At 37.4% G+C, this 22584-nt stretch carries 19 protein-coding genes, 2 tRNA genes and 1 other annotated feature; of the genes, 19 read left to right on the top strand and 2 right to left on the bottom strand.

Annotated elements, in window-relative coordinates; all coding sequences use genetic code 11:
- Nucleotides 1-54: 54 nt before the first annotated feature.
- On the bottom strand, nucleotides 55-1935 hold the full coding sequence (ctaD, locus tag GKP30_RS07755) for a cytochrome c oxidase subunit I (RefSeq protein ID WP_216828859.1): 1881 nt from the start codon (nucleotides 1933-1935) through the stop codon (nucleotides 55-57).
- 187 nt (nucleotides 1936-2122) lie between these two features.
- On the opposite strand from ctaD, the gene glcT reads away from it, so the two are divergent.
- The 12 genes from glcT (at nucleotide 2123) to GKP30_RS07695 (ending at nucleotide 12505) form a co-directional block, all read left to right on the top strand.
- The gene (gene glcT / locus GKP30_RS07750) at nucleotides 2123-2962 is read left to right on the top strand and encodes a glucose PTS transporter transcription antiterminator GlcT (RefSeq protein WP_216828858.1); all 840 of its coding nucleotides are present in this window, start codon (nucleotides 2123-2125) and stop codon (nucleotides 2960-2962) included.
- Nucleotides 2963-3196: 234 nt separating this feature from the next.
- Nucleotides 3197-5167 (top strand): glucose-specific PTS transporter subunit IIBC, encoded by a 1971-nt coding sequence (gene ptsG / locus GKP30_RS07745; protein WP_216828857.1) that lies wholly within the window; start codon nucleotides 3197-3199, stop codon nucleotides 5165-5167.
- Nucleotides 5168-5201: 34 nt separating this feature from the next.
- On the top strand, nucleotides 5202-5465 hold the full coding sequence (locus GKP30_RS07740; RefSeq protein WP_216828856.1) for a phosphocarrier protein HPr: 264 nt from the start codon (nucleotides 5202-5204) through the stop codon (nucleotides 5463-5465).
- Nucleotides 5465-7183: a phosphoenolpyruvate--protein phosphotransferase gene (gene ptsP, locus GKP30_RS07735; RefSeq protein ID WP_216828855.1), complete on the top strand. Its 1719-nt coding sequence runs from the start codon at nucleotides 5465-5467 to the stop codon at nucleotides 7181-7183. Before GKP30_RS07740 ends, ptsP begins: the two co-directional genes overlap by 1 nt.
- A 150-nt stretch (nucleotides 7184-7333) precedes the next feature.
- Nucleotides 7334-7786, top strand: a complete 453-nt coding sequence (locus tag GKP30_RS07730; protein WP_216828854.1) for a MarR family winged helix-turn-helix transcriptional regulator — start codon at nucleotides 7334-7336, stop codon at nucleotides 7784-7786.
- Nucleotides 7787-7822: 36 nt separating this feature from the next.
- Complete coding sequence (racE, locus tag GKP30_RS07725) at nucleotides 7823-8620, top strand: glutamate racemase (RefSeq protein ID WP_216828853.1); 798 nt, start codon at nucleotides 7823-7825, stop codon at nucleotides 8618-8620.
- A gap of 180 nt (nucleotides 8621-8800) precedes the next feature.
- The gene (locus GKP30_RS07720) at nucleotides 8801-9889 is read left to right on the top strand and encodes a GerMN domain-containing protein (RefSeq protein ID WP_216828852.1); all 1089 of its coding nucleotides are present in this window, start codon (nucleotides 8801-8803) and stop codon (nucleotides 9887-9889) included.
- Between the two features lie 223 nt (nucleotides 9890-10112).
- On the top strand, nucleotides 10113-10889 hold the full coding sequence (gene rph, locus GKP30_RS07715) for a ribonuclease PH (RefSeq protein ID WP_216828851.1): 777 nt from the start codon (nucleotides 10113-10115) through the stop codon (nucleotides 10887-10889).
- A complete protein-coding gene (locus GKP30_RS07710; protein ID WP_216828850.1) occupies nucleotides 10886-11479 on the top strand; it encodes an XTP/dITP diphosphatase in 594 nt (197 codons plus the stop codon). The genes rph and GKP30_RS07710 overlap by 4 nt, the downstream gene beginning before the upstream one ends.
- 29 nt (nucleotides 11480-11508) lie before the next feature.
- A complete protein-coding gene (locus GKP30_RS07705) occupies nucleotides 11509-12024 on the top strand; it encodes a metallophosphoesterase family protein (RefSeq protein WP_216828849.1) in 516 nt (171 codons plus the stop codon).
- A gap of 326 nt (nucleotides 12025-12350) precedes the next feature.
- Nucleotides 12351-12424 (top strand) — tRNA-Gly (locus GKP30_RS07700).
- 4 nt (nucleotides 12425-12428) lie between these two features.
- Nucleotides 12429-12505: transfer RNA gene (locus GKP30_RS07695), tRNA-Arg, on the top strand.
- 176 nt (nucleotides 12506-12681) lie between these two features.
- Here GKP30_RS07695 and GKP30_RS07690 read toward each other — a convergent pair.
- Complete coding sequence (locus GKP30_RS07690) at nucleotides 12682-13092, bottom strand: hypothetical protein (RefSeq protein WP_216828848.1); 411 nt, start codon at nucleotides 13090-13092, stop codon at nucleotides 12682-12684.
- Between the two features lie 431 nt (nucleotides 13093-13523).
- Between GKP30_RS07690 and ilvE the strand changes: the two genes are divergently transcribed.
- The 7 genes from ilvE (at nucleotide 13524) to leuB (ending at nucleotide 22530) form a co-directional block, all read left to right on the top strand.
- Nucleotides 13524-14432: a branched-chain-amino-acid transaminase gene (gene ilvE / locus GKP30_RS07685; RefSeq protein ID WP_216828847.1), complete on the top strand. Its 909-nt coding sequence runs from the start codon at nucleotides 13524-13526 to the stop codon at nucleotides 14430-14432.
- Between the two features lie 57 nt (nucleotides 14433-14489).
- The gene (ilvD, locus tag GKP30_RS07680; protein ID WP_216828846.1) at nucleotides 14490-16157 is read left to right on the top strand and encodes a dihydroxy-acid dehydratase; all 1668 of its coding nucleotides are present in this window, start codon (nucleotides 14490-14492) and stop codon (nucleotides 16155-16157) included.
- An 18-nt stretch (nucleotides 16158-16175) separates the two neighbouring features.
- Nucleotides 16176-16437: a binding site (T-box leader), on the top strand.
- 131 nt (nucleotides 16438-16568) lie between these two features.
- Complete coding sequence (gene ilvB / locus GKP30_RS07675; protein WP_216828845.1) at nucleotides 16569-18293, top strand: acetolactate synthase large subunit; 1725 nt, start codon at nucleotides 16569-16571, stop codon at nucleotides 18291-18293.
- Nucleotides 18290-18808, top strand: a complete 519-nt coding sequence (gene ilvN / locus GKP30_RS07670) for an acetolactate synthase small subunit (RefSeq protein WP_216828844.1) — start codon at nucleotides 18290-18292, stop codon at nucleotides 18806-18808. The genes ilvB and ilvN overlap by 4 nt, the downstream gene beginning before the upstream one ends.
- A gap of 50 nt (nucleotides 18809-18858) precedes the next feature.
- Complete coding sequence (gene ilvC / locus GKP30_RS07665; RefSeq protein WP_216828843.1) at nucleotides 18859-19881, top strand: ketol-acid reductoisomerase; 1023 nt, start codon at nucleotides 18859-18861, stop codon at nucleotides 19879-19881.
- Complete coding sequence (locus GKP30_RS07660; RefSeq protein ID WP_216828842.1) at nucleotides 19868-21415, top strand: 2-isopropylmalate synthase; 1548 nt, start codon at nucleotides 19868-19870, stop codon at nucleotides 21413-21415. Before ilvC ends, GKP30_RS07660 begins: the two co-directional genes overlap by 14 nt.
- 26 nt (nucleotides 21416-21441) lie before the next feature.
- Complete coding sequence (gene leuB / locus GKP30_RS07655; protein ID WP_216828841.1) at nucleotides 21442-22530, top strand: 3-isopropylmalate dehydrogenase; 1089 nt, start codon at nucleotides 21442-21444, stop codon at nucleotides 22528-22530.
- Nucleotides 22531-22584: the final 54 nt, after the last annotated feature.

The raw sequence follows: 22584 nt of genomic DNA, 5'->3' as shown, positions 1-22584 counted from the left end.
TTAGTATTCGCATTAAAAATTCCCCCACTCCTTACAGAGTGAGGGGAATTTTTTTTAACCCATTTCTTCAGATTTAATCTCCTCTTTAGGGATATAGAACCCATGATCTTCTTTAACCGATCGAACGATCATCGCACCAAAAGTAAGAGCAGAACCGAATGCTATCACAATATAAGGATTGACCCAAGGTGCATTCATATTGATCATAATAAATCCGAATCCCATGAAGAATAATCCGACAGACATAATAAAAGGTAATATTGATCCGTTTGGCATATGAATATCTTGTAATGGTTCAGCAGGTTTCATTTTACCGTTTCCGTGTACCTTTTCATAAAATAAAGGATCTAATGAACGTACTTGTGGAGTTTGAGCAAAATTATACTCTGGAACTGGGTTAGGTGTAGACCACTCCAGCGTTCTTCCATCCCATGGATCTCCATTCTGAATTCGTTCTCCTTTATAAGCAGAGTAAATGATATTTACAACGAGCAAGATGACCCCTGCAGACATAAAGAATGTCCCTATTGTACTAATATAATTCATACCATCCCAGCCTTGGTCCCCGAGATATGTGTACACGCGACGAGGCATACCAATGACGCCAAGAATATGCTGAACAAAGAAGGTTAAATGGAACCCAATAAAGAAAATCCAAAACATTAGTTTTCCGAGAGTTTCATTTAAGCGATGACCAAACATTTTAGGATACCAATAAAACAAACCAGCGAATAGCCCTAATATAATTCCTCCGACAATTACATAATGGAAGTGAGCTACAACAAAGTAACTATCATGATATAACAGTGTAACAGGAGCCATTGCAACCATTACCCCTGTAACTCCACCTAATACAAACGTAGGTACGAAGGAAGACGCGAATAACATTGCGGTATTAAATGTAATTTTTCCTCCCCACATCGTAAATAACCAGTTAAAGACTTTTACACCAGTTGGTACAGCGATGAGCATTGTAGATATTGCAAAAATTGAATTTGCTATAGGTCCCATCCCAACTGTAAACATATGATGAGCCCAAACCATAAAGCCAAGAAACGCAATTAAGATCGTAGCAAATACCATCGTCGTATAGCCGAATAACCTTTTTCTTGAAAAGGCTGGAATAACCTCTGATACGATCCCGAAAGCAGGTAATACGAGAATATAAACTTCAGGGTGACCAAAGATCCAAAAGATATGTTGCCAAATGACAACATTACCACTCATATCAGGCATAAAAAATTGAGCTCCAAATAAACGATCCAACATGAGTAGTAATAAACCAGCTGCGAGTGGTGTAAATGCGAATAAAATTAATGTGGAGACAACAAATGTCGTCCAAACAAATAATGGCATACGCATTAGGGTCATACCAGGTGCTCTCATATTAATAATGGTAACTAAGAAATTAATGGCGGAGACTAAAGTTCCTATCCCACTAACTTGCAAACCGAGTACATAAAAGTCTAACCCTATTCCAGCATAATCTCTACCTGCCAAAGGAACATATGCTGTCCAACCAGCATCAGGACCACCACCAAAAAACCACGTTAAACTCATTAAACTAGCACCAAAAAAGAAAATCCAAAATCCGAGCGCATTAACAAATGGGAAAGCGACATCCCTTGCCCCGATTTGTAGGGGAACGATAAAATTCATAAACCCTAAAATAATCGGGGTGGCCGCAAAAAATAACATTAATGTCCCGTGCATTGTTAAGATCTCATTATACGTTTGCCCGCTAATAAACAAACTTTCTGGGTACATAAGCTGAATACGAATGAGTAAGGCCATAACCCCAGCTTTAACAAAAAACAACGTCCCAGCAATTAAGTACATAACCCCAATTTTTTTGTGGTCTACTGTTGTTAACCAATCCCAGACGACACTTTTCTTTTTTCTATTTGTTTCTACTTTTGCAGTACCTAATTCCACTGAAAATCCTCCTTTTTGACCTGACACTAATAATAAAAAACATAAATAATGTCATAAACGGAATAAAATACTATCACGCTAAAATTTTCCTTTCTATTTTGTCTCACTTTTATAAACGTTATACTTGAAAAAATAGAAGTAGCAGATTACGATGACTTACGAAGCTATTTAGAAAGGAAAAGCTAAAATGAGGGGAACGTACACGATCAAAAAAGTTTTAAATAATAATGTGGTCATAGCGTTAAATTCAATAGAAGAAGAAGTGATTTTAATTGGAAAAGGGATTGGGTTTGGGAAAAAGCCAGGTAATGAAATTACTCATCAAAGTATAGATCAACTTTTTCAGCTCGTTAATGAACAACAACAAGAGGAGTATAAGCAATTATTGCTACAAATTGACGAGTCCATAATGGAAACGATTAATGATGCGATTGTTTTAATTAGTAATAGGCTAGATCAAAAATTAAATGAACGTATTCATATCGCGTTAACTGACCATATCGCTTTTGCTATCAGAAGATTAGAACAAGGAATTATCATTACTAATCCTTTTCTAAATGAAACGAAGTCAATGTATCCAAATGAGTATCAAATTGCAGAACAAGTTGTTACTTTTATAAATAAACATCTAGACATATCTTTACCAAAAGATGAAGTCGGCTTTGTTACATTACACATTCATAGTGCATTAGAAAATAAGCCTTTATCTGAAATACAAGATGATACAAAGCTCTTCCTGAAATTAATAGATCTAATAGAAACAGGGTTAAAGATACAAATAGAAAAGAACTCACTACAATACTCGCGACTTGTCACTCATCTTCGTCATGTACTTGATCGTGTCATTCACCAGGAAACGGTAGAATTAAATGAACAATTTGTGAAGCTATTGAAGCAAGAGTATCCCGTATGCTATAATCTTGCTTGGAAGTTGATAAAGATCATTCAAGCTCATTATCAATTACAAGTGGCTGATGCAGAAGCTGTTTATCTAGCGATGCATTTGCAAAGGCTTACTCAAAAATAAATAGTTTAGCACTCTATTTTACGTGTTACTGATACGATCAGGCATGAGTAAAAGAAGTGTATATGTTGTAGAACTTGGGCAATCTATCCTTAGGTTTGCCTTGTCTACTCGTATGCTCTCTTTTATTCATGCCTTTTTTATTTACATAAAACAATTCTGTAAATGAGTGAAAACGATTACTTTACTTGAGTTTGAATGACAATAACTAACAAGATTTAACATAGGGGTGAAAGTATGTTTAAAAAAGCTTTTGGTACGTTGCAGCGTGTCGGTCGTGCGTTAATGACACCTGTATCCGTACTCCCTGCAGCTGGTTTATTACTGGGGCTTGGTCATGAGAATGTTTTAGATATTCCGATTATGGCAGAGGCTGGGAATGTTGTTTTTGCTAACTTAGCACTATTATTTGCCATTGGAGTTGCCATTGGCTTAGCTGATGGTGATGGAGTGGCAGGACTTGCTGCAGTTATTGGATATCTTGTAATGAATACCACGTTAGGAATTATGGCGGGATATTATGGCGCTGATACTGTAACGGTTCTTGGAATTGAAACGTTGCAAACGGGTGTCTTCGGTGGAATTATTATGGGTCTTGTAGCAGCAGCTTTATATAAACGTTTTTACAATATTGATTTACCACCGTTTCTTGGCTTTTTTGCGGGAAAAAGGTTCGTTCCGATCATTACAGCTGCTACTGCAGTGTTACTAGGTATCGTTTTTGTATTTGTTTGGCCACCAATCCAAGGTGTAATTGACTGGTTCTCACATTTAGCAACAGAAACGGGCACTACAGTTGCTGCGTTTGTCTTTGGCTTTACACAAAGAGCACTTATTCCATTTGGTTTACATCATATTTTTTATCAACCGTTTTGGTTTGAATTTGGAACGTTTACAACAGCTGCAGGTGATGTTGTTAGAGGAGATATGACTCGCTTTTTCGCAGGAGATCCTACGGCTGGAACATTTATGGCTGGATTATTCCCATTTATGTTATTTGGCCTTCCAGCTGCAGCTTTAGCAATTTATCATGAAGCAAGACCAGAACGAAAGAAAGCAGTGGCTGGAATAATGGCGTCAGCTGCATTAACCAGCTTTTTAACAGGTATTACCGAACCAATTGAGTTTGCTTTCCTATTCGTAGCACCAATCTTATTTTTAATTCACTGTGTATTTGCAGGATTTTCATTTGTGATTATGGACTGGCTTGGTGTTAAAGCAGGTTTCACATTCTCGGGTGGATTTATTGATTATGTTCTTTATTGGGGCTTATCAACGAACTCCTGGATAATCATCCCTGTAGGTATAGGATTTGCTTTCATCTACTACTTCGGTTTCCGGTTTGCGATAAGAAAGTGGAATTTACGAACGCCAGGGCGAGAACCAGAGGAACAAGTAAGTGAAAGTCCTACAAAAGGTAGTAAATCTGAGCTTGCCAAAAATGTATTACATGCACTAGGTGGGAAAAATAATATTACAGCTTTAGATGCTTGTATAACAAGACTTCGTGTATCAGTCAAAGATAGTGCACAAGTAGATAGTTCACAATTAAAAAAATTAGGTGCTTCAGGTGTTCTTGAAATGGGTGATAATATACAAGCGATCTTCGGAACACAATCTGACGCATTAAAAGGCCAGATTAAAGATTTAATTAATGGCAAAGAAGTATCGCATGACATAGATGACCAAGAGGTTGATGAAACAAAGATTATTCCACAAGATAACAACCAAACGGGAGACACAGCTACAAATCTGGAAATCGGTGCTCCTATAAAAGGGAAATTATTACCTATCTCAGAAGTGCCAGATAAAGTTTTTGCTGAAAAAATGATGGGTGATGGGTTCGCCATCGAACCAACTGAAGGAGTAGTCGTATCCCCTGTTGCAGGAAAAATTATTAACATCTTTCCTACAAAGCACGCCATTGGAATTTTGTCACAGAGTGGACATGAGATCTTAATACATGTTGGTATTGATACTGTACAAATGAATGGCGAAGGCTTTGAGACTTTCGTTGAAGAAGGTAAGGAAATTGAACAAGGTCAAAAGTTATTAACAATGGATTTAGATTTAATTAAAGAAAAAGCATCTTCGACGATCACACCGATCGTATTCACCAATTTGAAAGAAAACGAAAGTGTTGTTCTAGAGTTGAAGGAAGATGTTGAGCTTGGAGAAACTGGATTAGTTTCCATTAAAAATAAATAATATATTATATTTTAAAAGAAAGAGGTTGATCTACATGGTAGAAAAAACATTCAAAATTACAGCAGAAACAGGAATTCATGCAAGACCAGCGACACAATTAGTAAATAAAGCAGGACAATTTTCTTCAGATATAAACTTAGAATATAAAGGGAAATCAGTGAACCTAAAATCAATTATGGGTGTGATGTCTTTAGGTGTAGGACAAGGTGCAGAAGTAACAATCAAAGCAGACGGTTCAGATGAAAATGAAGCATTACAAGCATTAGAAGCTGTAATCAAGGAAGGGTTAGGGGAATAATGAAACAAATTTCAGGGATAGCTGCGTCAGCTGGGATTGCGATAGCAAACGCATATGTATTGGAAGAGCCTGACTATTCCTTTGAGAAAAAAACAGATGCTGATCCTGCAGTTGAAAAAGAAAGACTTGAAACTGCGTTAGACAAAGCAAAGGTTGACTTAGCTCAGATTAAAGAAAAAGCAGAAGTGGATTTAGGGGAAGAAGAAGCAGCAATTTTTGCTGCTCACCTCCTAGTTTTAAGTGATCCAGAATTCATTGGCGGAATGCAAGCACATATCGACAATGAAAAAGTGAATGCAGAAAGTGCAGTACATGATGTTTCACAAACATTTATCTCAATGTTTGAATTGATGGATAATGAGTATATGAAAGAGCGTGCTGCAGACATTCGTGATGTATCTAAACGCGTTCTAGGCTATTTGCTTGGTATTCAAATGAAATCATTAGCTGCAATAGATGAAGCAACTATTATCATTGCAAAAGACTTAACACCATCAGATACAGCGCAATTAAATCCGCAATTTGTTAAAGGGTTTGCAGCTGATATCGGTGGCCGTACATCTCATTCTGCAATCATGGCACGCTCTATGGAAATTCCTGCTGTTGTTGGAACAAAAGAATCAACCACTTCTATTCATAATGGCGATACAATCATTATTGATGGACTAGAAGGGGTAGTTATCGTTCAACCAGATGAAGAAACAACGCAAGCTTATAAACAGAAGAAAGAAAACTATGAACAACAAAAGTTAGAATGGGCTAAGCTTGTTAATGAAGCGACGAAAACTGTTGATGGACATCATGTGGAATTAGCCGCTAATATTGGCACGCCTGATGATCTAACAGGAGTTATTAATAATGGTGCTGAAGGGATCGGCTTATATCGAACCGAATTTCTTTATATGGGTCGAGACCAATTACCAACAGAAGAAGAACAGTTTAATGCCTATAAAACGGTATTAGAAAGAATGGAAGGCAAGCCTGTAGTTATTCGTACTCTTGACATCGGTGGAGATAAAGAACTTCCGTATTTAGAACTTCCTAAAGAAATGAATCCGTTTCTTGGATTCCGTGCTATACGATTGTGTTTAGAGCATCAGGACATATTCCGTACGCAACTTCGTGCATTGTTGCGTGCTAGTACATTCGGAAATTTAAAAATTATGTTCCCAATGATTGCGGCGCTTGAAGAATTACGAGAAGCAAAAGCAATTTTAGAAGAAGAAAAACAGAAACTTGTAAATGAGGGTCAACAAGTATCCGATTCGATTGAAGTAGGTATGATGGTAGAAATTCCATCCACCGCTGTAATTGCCGATCTTTTTGCAAAAGAAGTAGATTTCTTTAGCGTTGGAACGAATGACTTAATCCAATATACAATGGCAGCAGATCGAATGAATGAACAAGTATCATATTTATATCAACCATATCACCCAGCAATTCTTCGCCTTGTTAACATGGTTATTGAAGCTGCTCACAAAGAAGGCAAGTGGGCAGGTATGTGTGGTGAGATGGCTGGTGATGAAATTGCAATCCCGATTCTTTTAGGGTTAGGACTTGATGAATTTAGTATGAGTGCAACGTCTGTCCTTCCTGCACGAAGTCAAATTGCTAAGCTGTCAAAACAAGAATTAGAAACATTCGCTAAAGAAATGTTAATGAAAAATACTTCAGAAGATGTTCATGAAGCCGTTAAAACTAGATTAAGTAGTCTATAATGAAAGGAGAAGAGTTGTCGAATGACAACTCTTCTTCACATTTTCTCAAAGTTTTTCTATTGCAATTCCATAGGAAAACAGGGAGAATAAATAAGATAAGAATAAAAAAATCGTTATTATATAGAGATTTGACTACTAGGAGGGAAGATCATGGCAGAGTTTGAACAAGTTGAACATATTGAACAGTCTTTAAGAAAAGTTGCACAAATTATTAAACAAAAGGGTCGTGTTATTCTAAATCAATTTCCAATTACCCCACCACAATTTGTTGCCTTGCAATGGTTAAATGAATTAGGAGATATGACCATTGGCGATTTATCGAATAAAATGTACCTAGCCTGTAGCACGACGACTGACCTTGTCGATCGCATGGAAAAGAATGAATTAGTAGAACGAGTAAAAGATCAAAATGATCGAAGAGTTGTTCGTATTCATTTACTAGAAAAAGGCGAAACAATTATTCAAGAAGTTATTAAAAAAAGACAAGATTACTTAAGAGATATTCTTCAAAATTTTTCAGATGAGGAAATAGCTTTCTTAGATAAAAGCTTACATGTACTTCATCAAGAGATGGAATCTTCAACAAAAGAAATTAACAGCTAGTAAAAAACAAAAGAAGATAGAAATTGAGGGAGAGTATTGGATAGACCGATTGGCGTTATTGATTCGGGGCTCGGAGGATTAACCGTTGCAAAAGAAATACTTCGACAGTTACCGAAAGAACAAATTGTATATATTGGTGATACCGTACGATGTCCATATGGTCCAAGACCAGCAGAAGAAGTACGAACTTTTACATGGCAAATGATCGAACGTTTATTGCAGGAACGTATAAAAATGCTCGTCATTGCTTGTAATACGGCAACTGCTGTTGTCCTAGATGAAGTGAAGCAAAAACTTTCTATACCAGTCGTTGGAGTTGTTCACCCTGGTGCGATTACAGCTCTAAAAGTTACAAACAATGATCATGTTGCTGTAATTGGAACGACAGGAACTATTCATAGTAAAGCTTATGATAAAGCATTAAGAGATATTAATAGTAATGTGAAAGTGGAAAGTATGGCTTGTCCTCCTTTTGTTCCGTTAGTTGAACAAGGAATATTTAAAGGTGAAGAAGCAATGCGGGTCGTTTCCGAAACGTTAACTCCACTCCTTACTAAAAAATTTGATACATTAATACTTGGGTGTACACACTATCCGTTATTACGCAGTGTCATTCAACAGGTTGTCGGTAATGAGATTACTTTAATTAGCTCTGGTGATGAAACCGCGCGTGAAGTAAGCTCGCTATTATATCATAAAGGTCTACTTTATACAGACAATCGTAAACCGTGTCATATTTTTTATACGACAGGAGATCATGAAACTTTTAAAAAGATCGCAAGCAGTTGGTTGAAAATTGATCTTAATCATGTGGAAACAATCTATTTAGGATAATGGATAAAGGGAGGGGACTTGATATATTCGAGTTCTCTTTTTTGGGTTTTCGTAAACTAGACAAAAGAGCATCAGAGAAGGCATGTTCACAACTGTTCGATAATTTTGTAGACAAAGGTGGTCTATTTTTAAAAAAGGCTCGTATACATACTAGTACAAACTACCTTAGGAGGGAAAAGAATGAGGAAATTGTTCAAAACAGGAGTCCCAATGCTACTTCTTCTAACGTTAATTGTATCTGGATGTTCCTTTGGCTCAAAAGATGCGATGCAAGAAATGGATACTCCTCAAATAAATTACATCGATGAAGGAGAAGCGTTAGATGAGGAAACTGAAACAATAGGATCTGAAGAAGAACCGATTGAAGAGAACGCAGAAGGTGAAGAGGGGCCAGTTGAAACGGTAAAAAGAGAACTTTACTTAATCGATCAAAATGGCATGGTTGTATCACAAACATTTGATTTACCAAAGACTCAAGGTGTACTTAGACAATCGTTGGAGTACTTAGTAGATGGTGGACCAGTATCTAATCTATTACCAAGCGGTTTTAAAGCGGTTTTACCTGCAGGAACAGAAGTAGATGTTCATTTCAAAGAAGAGGAGCGAACAGCTGTAGCGGATTTCTCTGAAGAGTTTAAATCGTATAATCCTGATCAGGAGTTACAAATTCTCCAATCAGTTACATGGACATTAACTCAATTTGAAAATGTAGATAAAGTACAAATTCGTATCAATGGTTATGACCAGGAAACGATGCCAGTAGGTAACACTCCTATTGGAGAGGGGTATAGTCGTGCAAATGGCATTAACTTTGAACAAAGTGAAGTGGCTGACGTTGTTAACAGTAAGGGGGTAACCCTTTACTTCCTTGCCCAAAATGGGGACAACACTTACTACGTACCAGTTACGAGAAGAGTTAAAAATACAGATAATCCAATTGAAGAAGTTATCAATCAACTATTAGCTGGACCTTCTGTATATTCGAGTTTATTAACGGATATTAGAAACGGGGCTGAACTATTAGATAGTCCTAAATATGAAAATGGTGTTGTAACCGTAAACTTCAATGAAGCTATTTTAAATCAAATGGAGAATACAGCCATTTCAGATGAAGTGTTAAATCTATTAGTCTTATCATTAACTGAACAACCGGGAGTTGAGAAGGTTTCTATTGAAGTAAATGGTGAAGCTGAAGTGTTAAAAGCATCGGGTGAGCCATTGTCTGAACCAGTATCACGCCCAATTAACGTTAATGCTGGGAAATTTTAAGGAATGAAGCAACAAAGTTTTAGAGTCAAACAGTCTCTAACATATTAGAATGCAGGAAAATTTGCTATAATAACGAAGTAGTAACAGTAAAAGGCAGCAACATTGCTGCCTTTTTACGTGGCTTGAGCATTTATAGAGTATTATAGGAAGACTTTTCTTATATAAATGCCAAAAAAAGAGGATACTACATAAGTAAGGCTTTTTAAGGGAGGGTTTTTATCAAATGAGAGTTGATAATAGAGAACAAGACCAATTAAGAAACGTAGAAATTATTAGAGATTATTTAATGCACCCTGAAGGTTCTGTACTTATTTCCTTTGGAAATACAAAAGTGATTTGTACAGCATCAATTGAGGATCGAGTTCCACCATTTATGAGAAATCAAGGAAAAGGATGGATTACAGCTGAATATTCAATGCTGCCACGGGCAACAGAGCAGAGAAATATTCGTGAATCGTCAAAAGGGAAAGTTAGTGGACGGACGATGGAAATACAACGGTTAATAGGAAGAGCTTTACGAACAGTAATAGATTTAGAAAAGCTTGGTGAAAGAACCGTATGGATTGATTGTGATGTTATCCAAGCGGACGGTGGTACACGTACAGCAGCAATAACTGGTGCTTATGTAGCTATGGTACTTGCATTACAAAAATATGTAGAGAGAAAGAAACTAACAGAATTACCAGTTACCGACTTTTTAGCTGCTGTTTCTGTAGGAATTGATAAAGAGCATGGTGAACTACTAGATTTATGTTATAAAGAAGATGCTAGTGCTGACGTTGATATGAATGTAGTAATGACTGGTAAAGGTGAATTTGTAGAACTTCAAGGGACTGGTGAAGAAGCGACATTTTCACGTAATCAATTAGATAAGCTTTTATATTTAGCTGAACTTGGTATAGAAGATTTAATTGAAAAGCAGAAACATACTTTAGGTGAAGAAATTACAAATGTCATAGTGGACAAGATAGAAGGGGCTAAAGGGGAAGCAACCGAATGAAAGAAATTATCGTAGCTACGAAAAATAAGGGTAAGGTAAAAGAGTTTGAAGCGATCCTAGGTCAACTTGGATATAAAGTTAGTTCACTATTTGATTATCCTGAAATACCTGAAGTTGAAGAAACAGGTACAACGTTTGCTGAAAATGCGACTCTTAAGGCTAGAACGATCGCAAAATTATTTGGAAAGCCAGTGATAGCTGATGACTCAGGTTTAATCGTGGATGCTTTAGATGGACGACCTGGGGTTTACTCTGCTCGCTATGCAGGAGAAAATAAAAATGATGCTGAAAACATCAATAAAGTACTTGCAGAAATGAGAGAAGTTCCAGATCAAAAACGAACCGCTAGATTCCATTGTACAATTGCGCTTGCTTATCCAGATGGTCGTACTGAATGTTTTGAGGGTAACTGTGAAGGAAAGATAACAGAGAAACCAGTTGGAGAAAATGGTTTCGGCTATGATCCCATTATGTACATAAAAGAAAAACAAAAAACGATGGCACAATTAACGTCAGAGGAAAAAAATGCGATTAGCCATCGTGCAAAAGCACTCCAACACTTGAAAGAGAAATGGAAAGATATTATGTAAGGGTAATAGCGATGGTGGGAGATGAGAAAATGTCTAAAATTCTAATTATAAGTGATAGTCATGGCTGGAGATCAGAATTAGCAAATGTAATTGATCGTCATCGCAATGAAGTAGATTATATTATCCATTGTGGAGATTCTGAATTAGAAGCGGATGCACGAGAGCTTGAGGGTGTTAAAATTGTTAGCGGAAATTGTGATTGGGGACATGATTTTCCAGAAGAGCTGACCGTCAAAATTACCGATGATATATTACTTTATGTAACACATGGCCATAACTATAATGTGAAAATGACATACGTCCCAATTAGCTACAGAGCAGAAGAAGTAGGTGCTCGTATCGTTTGTTTTGGCCATTCGCATATAGCGACAACTTTTATTGAAAATGAAGTTATTTATATTAATCCTGGAAGTATAAGATTACCGCGTAACCGTAAAGAACAAACGTATTGTATGTGTACGATTAAAAGTCATTCAGTTGACGTAACGTTTTATTCTATAGAAGGAAATGAGGTAGAAGATTTATCCAGGGAATACACAATATAATTGTTCTAAAGCATATTGTGTATAGACGCTAATTTCAAAATTGTATTGGCTGACTAATGAGAAATGTTTCATAACACTAATAAAATCGTTCAAAATATGATACAATAGTTAGCGTACCAAAAATCATTAGTCAGCCAATCAAAAAAAAATTTAAAGAACTGTTGACATTGTTTCTAAAATATTATATATTAATAATTGTCGTTACGAACAATACTCAACAGCCACGAGCTAAACTCCTCTGAATAAACGACGAGCTGCCTCGACGCATAAACGTCATTGAGTGTGCTAGAAGAGGAAGAGGCATGACATTCTAAGTCAAATAATATGCGGGTGTAGTTTAATGGTAAAACCTCAGCCTTCCAAGCTGATGTCGTGGGTTCGATTCCCATCACCCGCTCCAATAAGTCCCAGTAGCTCAGCAGGATAGAGCAACGGCCTTCTAAGCCGTCGGTCGGGAGTTCGAATCTCTCCTGGGACGCCATTGTATAATACATATTAACATCTTTATCTTATGATAAAGATGTTTTTTGATTCTTAACTAAGTGCTGTAGCATCACTCAACAGTGTCAATTTGTATAGATAAAATACTGGTTGTTCTGTTTTATTACAATAAAAAAATCGGTCAACGACCGATTTTTTTGTGCTATGAAGCACTTACTAAGAAAGTAATTGCTTATAGCTGCTTGCTTCTTTTTTAATTTTCATTAGTACTGCCATAAGGTTTTCATTTAATTCATCTTCATCGTAGTAAATGATTGTCCAGCCCTCTTTTTTTAAAGTCTTTTCTAATCTTTCAATTCTTGCTTGTTTTTCGTCAATAATGGCTATTCGAAAAGGTATAAGTGCAAGATTAATGACGAACCTGCCACACTGTACGTATGGTGTTACATAATAGTTTTGTGAAAAAAGGGCCTGATACAAACGTCGTTCACATTCTTTTCTGCATTTGTGTTCCTCAAAATTTACAGGTACTAGATAAGGCGGTTTTCTTCGTCGGATTGAGAGTGCTGGTAAAGAAACTTTCATAAATAAAACTTTTTTAGTTCTCCATTTTATTTTTAATATCATCATCATCACCAAACCTAGTTTTTACTAATCTTTCTTTTACTATTACAAAAAAAAGAAATTTTTTGCTTTTTTGGTTGTTTTTATTTTTGTCAGTGTTTATGCATTTTGTTGATCATGCTTTTTTATTTAAAAATATATTTGTCATATAGTATTGATATAGTAATAATGTAAGCGTATACAAGGTATTTCATAAATCAAAATAGTCAAAAAATTTTAGAAAAAGTGGTTGACCAGCACTGATATTAAGCGTAATATAATCCTCAAATACTAAATTGTTTGAAAAGAAAATTAACAAACAAAGTGCATGAAAATTTTTAAAAGCTTATAATTAAACACTTTATACATGGTGTTAACCTAGAGTATTTTACATCTTTATATGAAGATTTCGTAATTTTCTCACAATTTAACTGGCAACAAGAGGGGTGTTTCGTATGGCGCAGCAATGGATTTATTTAAACGGGGAATTTGTTGAAAAACATAATGCGAAAATTTCAGTTTATGACCACGGTTTTTTATACGGTGATGGCGTATTTGAAGGTATTCGTGTATATGATGGAAATATATTTCAACTAAAAGAACATTTAGAACGCCTATATAATTCAGCAAAATCTATCATGCTTAAAATTCCTCATACTCTTGAGGAACTAACGGAAATTATCGTTGAAACGATAAAAGTCAATCAACTAGAAGATGCCTATATTCGCCTCGTCGTATCAAGAGGAGTAGGTAACTTAGGATTAGATCCAGCATCATGTCCTAAGCCAAACGTCATAGTCATTGCTGAACAGTTAACACTTTTTCCGAAGGAGTTATACGAAAACGGATTAGAAATTGTTACTGTCCCAACAAGGCGAAATCGACCAGATGTATTGAGTCCTAAAGTAAAATCACTTAATTATTTAAATAATATATTAGTAAAAATAGAAGCATCATTAGCAGGAGTTAGTGAAGCATTAATGCTTAACAATGAAGGTTATGTGGCAGAAGGCTCTGCAGATAATGTGTTCATTGTTAAAGGAAATAAAATTCTAACACCGCCTGGATATGTTGGAGCACTCGAAGGAATTACGAGAAATGCAATTATCGATATCGCTTCGGATTTAGGATACGATGTTAGAGAGGAACCATTTACTCGTCATGACGTTTATGTAGCTGATGAAGTTTTCCTTACAGGTACTGCAGCTGAAGTTATTGCAGTTGTAAAGGTAGATGGTAGAGTTATCGGTGAAGGAAAGCCAGGCAAAGAAACGAATAAGCTGCTAAAAGCGTTCCGTAAAAAAGTTGTCGAAGATGGGGAAAAAGTTTATACAGCAGAAAATACTCAAGTAGAAGTAAGCTAAAAACAACCTTATATAGCGCGCATGACACAATACTAATAGACGTGGGAGAGAACAAATATGAGAAGTAATATGATTAAAAAAGGGATTGATCGCGCCCCACACAGAAGTCTACTAAGAGCAGCTGGGGTTAAAGAAGAGGATATGGACAAACCGTTTATCGGTGTCTGTAACTCATATGTTGATATTATTCCAGGACACATGCACTTGAATAAATTCGCAGAAGTAGCGAAGCAAGCTATTCGAGAAGCTGGTGGAATTCCATTTGAATTTAACACAATTGGTGTTGATGATGGAATAGCAATGGGGCACATCGGAATGCGTTATTCATTACCGAGCAGGGAAATTATCTGTGATGCAGCTGAAACTGTAATTAATGCTCACTGGTTTGACGGAGTTTTCTATATTCCAAATTGTGACAAGATTACACCAGGAATGCTTATGGCAGCCGTTCGGACAAATGTTCCTGCAGTCTTCGTTTCAGGAGGACCGATGGAAGCAGGAAAAACGAAAGATGGAAAAAGTTTATCATTAGCTTCAGTATTTGAAGGTGTTGGAGCATTTGCTTCAGGAAGCATGTCGCGTGAGGAGCTACTTGAGATCGAACAATCAGCTTGTCCAACATGCGGATCCTGTTCAGGGATGTTTACAGCAAATTCAATGAATACCTTAATGGAAATGCTCGGTGTAGCTTTACCAGGGAACGGTACACTCGTTGCAACTTCTGAAGGTAGACATCAATTAATAAAAGATGCTGCTAAACATTTAATGACCTTAATTGAAAAAGATATACGTCCACGTGACATTATTACGAAAGAAACAATTGATGATGCATTTGCGTTAGATATGGCGATGGGTGGTTCTACAAATACAGTATTACACATATTAGCCATCGCTAATGAAGCTGAAATAGAATACAACATAAGTGATATTAACAAAGTAGCGGAAAGAGTTCCTTATTTAAGTAAAATTAGTCCTGCCTCTGATTATTCAATGGACGATGTTCACAAAGCTGGAGGAGTAAGTGCAATTATTAAGGAACTATGTGAAATTGAAGGAGCTATTCATCCTGATCGTATTACAATTTCAGGTAAAACGATTTATGAAACAGTTAAGGATGCTAAAATTACGAATGATGATGTCATTCGCCGAAAAGATAACCCTTATAGTCCTGTAGGTGGATTATCCGTCCTATTTGGTAACCTAGCTCCAGATGGTGGAGTTATTAAGGTAGGGGCAGTTGATCCTTCGATTAAAGTGTTTGAAGGTGAAGCGATTGTCTACAACTCACAAGAGGAAGCACTTGAAGGGATCAATAATGGGGATGTAAAAGCTGGTCACGTCGTAGTTATTCGTTATGAAGGCCCTAAAGGTGGTCCAGGTATGCCAGAAATGCTAGCACCGACTTCATCGATTGTTGGACGCGGTCTAGGTACAAAGGTTGCACTAATTACCGATGGTCGTTTCTCTGGAGCATCAAGAGGTATTTCAATTGGCCATATTAGTCCTGAAGCAGCAGAAGGTGGGCCGATTGCTTTTGTTGAAAATGGAGATAAGATTACTCTTGATTTAATAAATCGTTCCATCACATTAAATGTCGATGACAAGGAATTTGCCAATAGAAGAGAAAATTGGATAGAGCCTGAGCCTAAAATTAAAAAAGGTTATCTCGCTCGTTACTCAAAGCTTGTCACATCTGCTAACACAGGTGGAGTTATGAAAATCTAAACTAAAGATAAAATATCGATGAAAACGTTGAAGAGGAAAAGTAGTTGAAAAGGATTAGCATCCACAGAGAGCCGCATGTGCTGAGAGGCGGCGATGCTCCTTTCGATGAACTCACCTCCGAGTGCCAATTCGAACGTAATCTAGTAGGGTTGGTCGGGTGTTCACTGCACTCGTTATCAAAACGGATGGAAGCAATGGCTCACGTCCATAAGGTGGCATTTGTAAAAATGTCATAAAAAAGGGTGGTACCGTGGAAAGACTACATCTTTTCGCCCCTTCTGATAGGACCAATAGGTTCATTGATGGGGTGGAAAGGTGTTTTTTATTTGGGAATAAGAAAGTTTAACTTTCTTCCAATATATTTTTCTTTAACTTATTAAAAAATCAACTGGTAGTAGGGAGGAAGAAAAGGTGAGTACCAAGTTGAGAAACAAAGAGCTTACAGTAGTAGAGGAGAAGCAACCATTATCAGGGTCTAGTATGTTAATTAAAGCATTAGCAAGAGAAGGTGTTGATGTCATCTTTGGTTATCCTGGCGGAGCCATCTTACCGACGTATGATGAAATCTATAAATCGGGTATTCGTCATATTTTAGCTCGTCATGAACAAGGAGCTATCCATGCAGCAGAAGGGTATGCCAGAGTGTCTGGAAAACCAGGAGTCTGTATTGTAACATCAGGTCCTGGTGCTACGAACGTCGTAACTGGAATTGCAGACGCCATGATTGACTCTTTACCGCTCGTTGTAATTACTGGTCAAGTTGCTACGTCAGTTATAGGAACAGATGCCTTCCAGGAAGCTGATATGATCGGGATTACAATGCCAATTACGAAACATAATTTTCAAGTGAGAACTATAGAAGAATTGCCAAGGATTATGAAGGAAGCATTTCATATTGCAACTACAGGACGTCCAGGTCCAGTATTAATTGATTTACCAAAGGATGTTTCTGTAGCAACAGGCATATTTGATTACGAAAAGGAAGTTGACTTACCAGGTTATCAACCGACAGTCGTCCCTAATAAATTGCAAATTAGGAAGCTTGCTGAAACTGTAGCCGAAGCGAAAAAGCCATGTATCTTATCTGGAGCTGGTGTACTTCATGCACATGCTTACGATGAATTATTTGAATATGCTGAAAAAATGCGTATTCCTGTTGCAAGTACATTACTTGGACTTGGAGCATTCCCAGGTGAACATGATTTATTTTTAGGAATGGCAGGAATGCATGGAACATACGCTGCGAATATGGCTATTCATCAAAGTGACTTGTTAATTAGTATAGGGGCTCGTTTTGACGATCGCTTAACAGGAGCATTGCAACATTTTGCACCTAATGCAAAAATCGCTCACATTGATATCGATCCAGCCGAAATTGGTAAAAACCTTGAAACTCATATCCCAGTTGTAGGGGATGCCAAAGAGGCGTTGAAGATGCTACTGGATGAAGACGGGGCAGCTGGTGAGACAGAGGTTTGGTTAGCAGAATTAAACAAAATGAAGACAGAATTTCCTCTTTGGTATAAAGAGGATGGAGAAACAATTAAGCCACAAAAGTTAATGGAATTAATTTATGAAGTAACAAACGGTGAAGCAATTGTAACGACTGATGTAGGACAGCACCAAATGTGGGCTGCACAGTATTACAAGTTTAATAAACCAAACCGTTGGGTTACATCTGGTGGCTTAGGAACGATGGGCTTTGGGTTCCCAGCTGCTATAGGAGCACAATTTGCTGAACCGACAACACCAGTTATCTCTATTTTAGGAGATGCAGGGTTCCAAATGACAGCTCAAGAGCTTTCTATCCTTCAAGATTTAAACTTACCAGTAAAGATCATTATCGTAAATAATTCTTCACTCGGTATGGTCCGTCAATGGCAGCAGTTATTCTATGAAGAGCGCTACTCTAATTCAGTGTTTAATACACAACCTAACTTTGTAAAACTCGCAGAAGCTTATGATGTAAAAGGGATGCGAATCGATAAAGTTGAGGATGTTAAAGGAGCATTAGAAGAAGCACTTGCTCATGATGGCCCAGTATTAATGGACTTTAGAGTTACTCAAATAGAGAACGTGTATCCAATGATTGCTCCTGGTAAAGGACAGCATGAAATGGAGGGAATTAAACCATGAAACGAACAATAACGGCACTAGTAAATAATACGTCAGGTGTACTTAACCGAATTACTGGGTTATTTGCTAGACGTAACTTCAATATTGAAAGTATCACTGTAGGTATTACAGAAAATCCTTCGATTTCTAGAATGACGTTTGTCGTTGTTGTAGATACGATTGGAAATATTGATCAAGTAATAAAACAATTAAATAAACAAGTTGATGTTCTAAAAGTAAGAGACATTACGGATGAACAAACTGTTGCTAGAGAATTAGCGCTAATAAAAGTTGGTGTGACACCTCAACAACGAGCAGAAATTGGAGCTCTTGTTAATCCATTTAGAGCATCGATCATTGATGTTGGTCGTGAAAACATGACCATTGAAATTACTGGAGATCACGAAAAAGTCGAAGCATTGTTAGACCTCCTTAAACCATATGGAATTCAAGACCTTGCTCGTACTGGAATAACTGCCCTTAAGCGTGGTACAAAAAGATCTCTTGATGCAAACAGAATTACACTAATCAATTAATTTTAATTATTATAAAAACTAAAACAACATTAAAAGAGGAGAGATTTATTATGGCAAACATCTATTATAACGGAGATATCAACGAAGGCGTATTACAAGGGAAAACAGTTGCAATTATCGGATATGGTTCTCAAGGTCATGCACATGCTCAAAACTTACGTGAAAGTGGAGTTAGTGTAGTAGTTGGATTACGTCCAGGAAAATCATTTGACCAAGCGGTTAATGATGGTTTTGAAGTACTTCCAGTTCGTGAAGCTGCAGCTAAAGCAGAAGTAATCATGGTATTACTTCCAGATGAAAACCAACCAAAAGTTTACAAAGAGTCAATTGAGCCAGAATTAACAACTGGTAAAGCATTAGTATTCGCTCATGGATTTAACATTCATTTTAACCAAATTCAGCCTCCAGCTGATGTAGATGTATTCTTAGCTGCACCTAAAGGACCAGGGCATTTAGTTCGTCGTACGTACACAGAAGGTGCTGGTGTACCAGGATTAATTGCAGTATATCAAGATGCTACTGGTCAAGCAAAAGAGCTTGCTTTAGCATACGCAAAACAAATCGGTTCTGCTCGTGGTGGAGTTATTGAAACAACATTCCAAGAAGAAACAGAAACAGATCTTTTCGGTGAGCAAGCAGTACTTTGTGGAGGAACTTCAGCTCTAGTAAAAGCTGGTTTTGAAACATTAGTAGAAGCTGGTTACCAGCCAGAAGTTGCCTACTTCGAATGCTTACATGAGTTAAAGTTAATCGTTGACTTAATGTATGAAGGCGGACTTGAAGGCATGCGTTATTCAATCTCTGACACAGCTCAATGGGGAGACTTTGTAGCTGGACCACAAATCGTAACAGAAGATACGAAGAAAGCGATGAAATCTATTTTAAGTGATATCCAAACAGGTAAATTTGCTAAAGGTTGGATCCTAGAAAACCAAGCAAATCGTCCAGAATTTACAGCTATTAATGAAAGTGAGAAAAAACATCCAATTGAAGTGGTTGGTCGCGAACTTCGCGAGATGATGCCTTTCGTCAAGGCCAAATCAAAAGGAGTGGTAGGTAGTGCGAAAAATTGATGTATTCGATACAACTTTAAGAGACGGTGAGCAGTCTGCTGGTGTCAACTTAAATTTTGAAGAGAAACTAGAGATTGCCAGCCAGTTAGAACGACTAGGGGTAGATATCATTGAAGCTGGTTTTCCAGCTTCATCCCCTGGAGATTTTAAGTCTGTTAAGGCGATTGCAGACCTCGTAAAAGGCAGTTCGGTTACTGGATTGTCACGAAGTGTTCAATCTGATATCGATGCAGCTTGGGAAGCACTAAAAGGTGGAGTAGATCCTAGAATTCACGTTTTTATTGCGACTTCTCCTATTCATATGACGCATAAACTGCGTATGACACCAGACCAAGTTATAGAAAATGCAGTCGCATCGGTAAAGTATGCAGCGCAGAAGTTCCCAAAAATTCAATGGTCTGCAGAAGATGCTTGTCGTTCTGATTTAGATTTTCTAGTTCGCATTATTGAGCAAGTCATTGATGCGGGGGCTTCCGTCATTAACATCCCAGATACAGTCGGGTATATCACTCCGAAAGAGATTACGCATATTTTTAGTTACCTAAAACAAAATGTTCCGAATATGCACAAAGCAAAGCTTTCGACGCACTGCCATGATGATTTAGGGATGGCGACAGCTAACTCCCTTGCAGCTATAGAAGCAGGTGCAGATCAAGTTGAAGGAACGATCAATGGAATCGGAGAACGAGCTGGAAATGCTTCTTTAGAAGAGGTTGCAGTAGCTCTTCATATTCGAAATGATTTTTACAAGGCAACGACTGGTCTTACTTTAAAAGAAGTAAAACGAACAAGTTCGTTAGTTAGTAAGTTAACAGGTATGATTGTACCTAATAACAAGGCGGTCGTTGGAAATAATGCATTTGCTCATGAATCAGGAATTCACCAAGATGGTGTACTTAAAGAGAAAACAACTTATGAAATTATTACACCAGAACTAGTTGGTGTTTCATCAAACCGTATGGTACTTGGAAAGCATTCTGGACGTCATGCGTTTAAAGACAAAATAAAAGAGCTAGGCTATAGCGCTACTGACGAACAAATCAACAAGGTATTTAAAGCATTTAAAGAGCTTGCAGACAAGAAAAAAGAAATCACAGAAGATGATATCTTTGCTCTAATGACAGAAGAGAAAATTGGTGCAGCTGTTCAATACTATGAGGTTGAAAGTTTACAAGTTAACTACGGTACTACAAATATTCCTACAGCGACGATTACAATGAAAATACCTGATGGTGAAATCGTTCAGGAAGCTGCGACAGGTTCGGGAAGTGTTGAAGCTATTTACAATACGCTTGAGCGTATCATCGCTTCACCTGTTAAGCTACTAGATTACCGTATTCAGTCTATTACTGGCGGGAGAGATGCATTAGCAGAAGTTTATGTTAAGGTTCGCTTCGACGGTACAGAAACAAGTGGCCGTGGAACAGCACATGACGTATTAGAAGCTTCTGCAAGAGCATATATAAATGCTGTAAATCGTGTGTTAAATCGAAAATCACGTGAACTAGATCCAGTAGAACAAGTCAAGTTGTAGTGGATGAATGGTGGGAGATGAGTAAATTGAAGAAAAAGATTACCGTTTTACCTGGTGACGGAATTGGCCCTGAGGTCATCCAAGGGGCTCTCCAAGTACTAGACGAAGTAGCAAACAAATATAATCATGAATTTGAATATGCTTACGCTAAAATTGGTGGAATTGCTATCGATGAATGTGGTACTCCACTTCCGCAAGAAACAATTGATGTTTGTAAAGCAAGCGATGGAGTTCTTCTTGGAGCTGTTGGGGGACCGAAGTGGGATACACTACCTGGTCATATGAGACCAGAAAAAGGATTACTCGGTATTCGTAAAGAGCTAGATCTTTTTGCTAACTTACGTCCAGTAACTGCACATGATAGTTTAGCTGACTCATCTACATTAAAAAGAGAAGTTATTGATGGTGTTGACTTGATGATTGTTCGTGAGTTAACGAGTGGTTTGTACTTTGGGGAACCACGCGAACGTCGTCAAGAAGGTGATGATCTAGTTGTAGTAGATACACTAGCTTATAAGCGTAGTGAAATTGGACGTATTATGAAGCAAGGATTTGAATTAGCAAGAGTTCGAAATAAGAAATTGATGTCAGTAGATAAAGCAAATGTATTAGAGTCTAGTCGCGTTTGGCGTGAAGTAGCTATTGAAGTAGGTAAAGATTACCCAGATGTGGAGTTAGATCATATGCTAGTTGATAATGCAGCGATGCAATTAATCCGTAATCCTAAACAATTTGATGTTATTGTGACAGAAAATATGTTTGGAGATATTTTAAGTGATGAAGCATCAATGCTTACTGGATCACTTGGGATGCTACCTTCAGCAAGTATCGGCAGTGCTGGACCTGGTCTTTATGAGCCTATTCACGGATCGGCACCTGATATTGCAGGACAAAACAAAGCGAACCCACTTGCGACAATTGCATCTGTTGCAATGATGCTGAAGTACTCATTCGGTATGATTGAGGAAGCTAACGCAATAGATCAAGCAATTAGTGATGTACTTGAAGCTGGCTTCCGTACAGGAGATATCGCTACAGCAGGAGAAGAAATTCTCTCAACAACAGAAATGACAGCAAAAGTCATTGAGTTGATTAAAGGGGAAGTAGTCGTATAAGAAACGCTAAAAAAGAAACCAAAAAGATCCGAGAATATACATTCTCGGACTTTT

Source organism: Alkalihalobacterium elongatum, assembly GCF_019024285.1.
In the GTDB taxonomy this organism is placed as follows: Bacteria; Bacillota; Bacilli; order Bacillales; family Bacillaceae_F; genus Alkalihalobacterium; species Alkalihalobacterium elongatum.
This window is presented reverse-complemented; position numbering and strand designations above follow the sequence as displayed.

What these genes read in the sequence shown, in the direction of transcription:
- glcT (WP_216828858.1), top strand. Translation starts at nt 2,123, where the DNA reads ATGAGGGGAACGTACACGATCAAAAAAGTTTTAAATAATAATGTGGTC.
- ptsG (WP_216828857.1), top strand. Translation starts at nt 3,197, where the DNA reads ATGTTTAAAAAAGCTTTTGGTACGTTGCAGCGTGTCGGTCGTGCGTTA.
- GKP30_RS07740 (WP_216828856.1), top strand. Translation starts at nt 5,202, where the DNA reads ATGGTAGAAAAAACATTCAAAATTACAGCAGAAACAGGAATTCATGCA.
- ptsP (WP_216828855.1), top strand. Translation starts at nt 5,465, where the DNA reads ATGAAACAAATTTCAGGGATAGCTGCGTCAGCTGGGATTGCGATAGCA.
- GKP30_RS07730 (WP_216828854.1), top strand. Translation starts at nt 7,334, where the DNA reads ATGGCAGAGTTTGAACAAGTTGAACATATTGAACAGTCTTTAAGAAAA.
- GKP30_RS07720 (WP_216828852.1), top strand. Translation starts at nt 8,801, where the DNA reads ATGAGGAAATTGTTCAAAACAGGAGTCCCAATGCTACTTCTTCTAACG.
- rph (WP_216828851.1), top strand. Translation starts at nt 10,113, where the DNA reads ATGAGAGTTGATAATAGAGAACAAGACCAATTAAGAAACGTAGAAATT.
- GKP30_RS07710 (WP_216828850.1), top strand. Translation starts at nt 10,886, where the DNA reads ATGAAAGAAATTATCGTAGCTACGAAAAATAAGGGTAAGGTAAAAGAG.
- GKP30_RS07705 (WP_216828849.1), top strand. Translation starts at nt 11,509, where the DNA reads ATGTCTAAAATTCTAATTATAAGTGATAGTCATGGCTGGAGATCAGAA.
- GKP30_RS07690 (WP_216828848.1), bottom strand. Translation starts at nt 13,092, where the DNA reads ATGATATTAAAAATAAAATGGAGAACTAAAAAAGTTTTATTTATGAAA.
- ilvE (WP_216828847.1), top strand. Translation starts at nt 13,524, where the DNA reads ATGGCGCAGCAATGGATTTATTTAAACGGGGAATTTGTTGAAAAACAT.
- ilvD (WP_216828846.1), top strand. Translation starts at nt 14,490, where the DNA reads ATGAGAAGTAATATGATTAAAAAAGGGATTGATCGCGCCCCACACAGA.
- ilvN (WP_216828844.1), top strand. Translation starts at nt 18,290, where the DNA reads ATGAAACGAACAATAACGGCACTAGTAAATAATACGTCAGGTGTACTT.
- ilvC (WP_216828843.1), top strand. Translation starts at nt 18,859, where the DNA reads ATGGCAAACATCTATTATAACGGAGATATCAACGAAGGCGTATTACAA.